At 66.4% G+C, this 2653-nt stretch carries 1 protein-coding gene; it reads right to left on the bottom strand.

Annotation, left to right across the window (positions count from 1 at the left end):
* Positions 1–2653, bottom strand: a 2653-nt coding sequence (locus tag EOA28_RS31955; RefSeq protein ID WP_281060939.1) for a glucoamylase family protein, incomplete at both ends; no start/stop codon positions are given.

The following is a 2653-nucleotide window of genomic DNA, read 5'->3' as shown; positions in this document are numbered from 1 at the left end:
TCATCATGCCGCGCGCCCGCATATACTCCTGGAAGCGCAGCGCCTGGGCGACGATCTCGAGGTCGGCGACGTCGCCGATGCGGACGAGGAAGATTGGGAAATCGCCGGAGATGCTGGTCGGCCACAGGCTCGACTGGCGGCCGAGGCCCGAGGCGATGGATTCCGCCGGCAGGCGCAGGAACGGATCGGGATAGATCAGGTAGCGGGCGAGCTTCTGCACATTGGCGGCGTCGGTGAGGCTGAGGCCCAGATGGCGCGTCTGCACCTGGCTGCGCGTCCAGGCAAGCATCGCCTGGCGTGCGAAGCTCTCCTGATGGTCGAGCCGGGCGATCGCCTCGTCGAGCTCGGCGCGATTGGCGCCTACGGCGGTCCAGAAGGTCAGCGAGATCTTCTTGTTGGCCGGCACGCGGACCTGGCGGCGCAGCGCCGCCACCGGGTCCAGCGTGAAGCCCTGGCTGCCGGTAAGCCGGACGCCGGGGTCGAAGGCGACGGCATCGGCGATGGTGCGGCCGCGGCCGATGAAGGCGCGCCGGTCGGTTTCGGCCTCGGCATCGCGCGACGGGCCCGACGGGTCGGTGACGAAATGCACCATGGTGAGGTCGGGATCGTTCTTATCGCGCTTGCGCCTGGTGGCGAAGATTGCGCCGTTGTTCGGCGCGATCTCAGTCTCGACGAACATCTTGGAGAAGGCCGGATGCGCGTTGTCCGAGGCCTCGTTGCCCAGCACCAGCTCGGCGAAGGAGGTCACCTCGATATGCCGGTCGGTGGCACCGTCATTGAAGAGGGTGATGCGGCGGCCTTCGCCATTGCCCTCGGAAATGACGATGCACTCGACCTCGGAACGCAGCGAGCCGACGGACTTGGTGAAGCTCGCCTTGTCGTCGCCGAACAGCGTCTGGACGCGTTCGCCCTGGGCGCGCTTCGGCTCGGCGGTGGCGGACCACCAGTCGCCCGTCGTGGTGTCGCGCAGGAAGATATAGGAGCCAAGGCGATCCTCGCTCGGATCCGGCTGCCAACGGGTGACGGCAAGCTCGCCGAAGCGGCTGTAGCCGGAGCCGGTCGCGGTGACCATGACCGAATAGCGGCCGTTGGACATGACGTTGGTCGCCCGCAGCGCCTTGATGGGATCGAGGATGACGCGGCTGTCCGGGCTCTCCGTCTCGGTCTCGTCCTTGGATCGCTCGTCGGCTTCCGTCCTGACGGTCGCGGTCGGAATGTCGCGCGGCGCCTTCTCCTGCAGGAGAAGCTCGGCCGACTCGATCACCGGATCGCTGTGGAAACGCTCGCGCAGCCGGCCCTCGAAAATGGCGTCGGCGACAGCGGCAATCGACATGCCGGAATGGTGCGCCATATAGTTCTGCACCACGGCGTGGTCGGTGCCTTCAGGCACGCGCTGCGGCGTGAAATCGACCGCGTCGTAGAAACCGTGGCGGCCAAGCGCGCCGATCGAGCGCAACCGCTGCAGGTTCTGCACCGCCTCGCGCGGGCTGAACTGCGCCGCGAGAATCGTCGCATAGGGCGCGATCACGGTGTTCTGGCCAAGGCCGCGCTTCAGGCCGAGGCCGGGCACGCCGAAATTGGTGTACTGATAGGTGAGCTCGCGGTCGCGGGCGTTATAGGCCGCTTCCGAAATGCCCCAGGGCACGTTCTTGGAACGCGCATATTGGATCTGGCGCTTGATGATGAGCTTGCTGGTCTGGTTGAGGATCGAGCCCTGCGGCTCCTTCATCACCAGAGGCGGCATCAGATACTCGAACATCGAGCCCGACCAGGACATCAGCGCGCCCTGGAAGCCGATCTCGACGATCGGGCGTCCGAGACGGAACCAATGCTCGGTCGGCAGGTCGCCCTTGGCGATGGCGAACAGGCTCGTCAACCGCGCCTCGGAGGCGAGAAGGTCGTAGCAGCTTTCGTCGAGCTGGCGGTCCTCGACGCGGTAGCCGATCGAGAGCAGCTTGCGCTCCTGGCGCATCAGGAAGGAGAAATCCATCTCGAAGGCGTAGCGGCGGCAGCGCTCGCGCAGAGCGAGCAACTTGGCGCGCAGAGCGGCGACGGCGCTCTCGTCATTGTGCGAATCGTGCACATGCGCCTCGCAGGTCGCTTCCAGCCTGGCCGCCCAGTCGGCGATGACATCGCTCTTGGGCGAGGCCGCCTCGGTGTGGATCGCGGTGGCGAGCTTGCGGATCTCGCCGGCGAGCACGGCAAGGTTGATGGTGCGGATGGAGGCCATCTCCGGCTGCGCCTTGATGGTCGCAACCGCGCGGCGCATGCCATCGAGACGGTCGGCCAGGCGCTGGCGCAGCGGCCGCAGCTGCCGGCGGTCGTCCGGCAGCTCTTCCAGGCTTTCGTCGAGGATGGTGACGGTGTCGATGATGCCTTCGAAATCGCCCTGCAGATGCACGGACGGCGCTTCGGCCCATTCGGCGCAGGAGGCGGCAACCGCGACCAGATGTCCGGCGAGATTGCCGCTGTCGACCGCCGAGATGTAAAGCGGATAGAGCGGCTTCAGCGTCGTCGTGTCATACCAGTTGTAGAGATGGCCGCGGTCGCGCGGCATGTTCTCGATGGTCGTCATCGTGGCGTCGATGCGGGTGATGGCATCCGACAGGCTGATCCAGCCGAAATCGCGCGCCGACACCACTGAGAGCAGATA

Origin of the sequence: Mesorhizobium sp. M2A.F.Ca.ET.067.02.1.1 (assembly GCF_004023285.1) — a bacterium.
In the GTDB taxonomy this organism is placed as follows: Bacteria; Pseudomonadota; Alphaproteobacteria; order Rhizobiales; family Rhizobiaceae; genus Mesorhizobium.
This window is presented reverse-complemented; position numbering and strand designations above follow the sequence as displayed.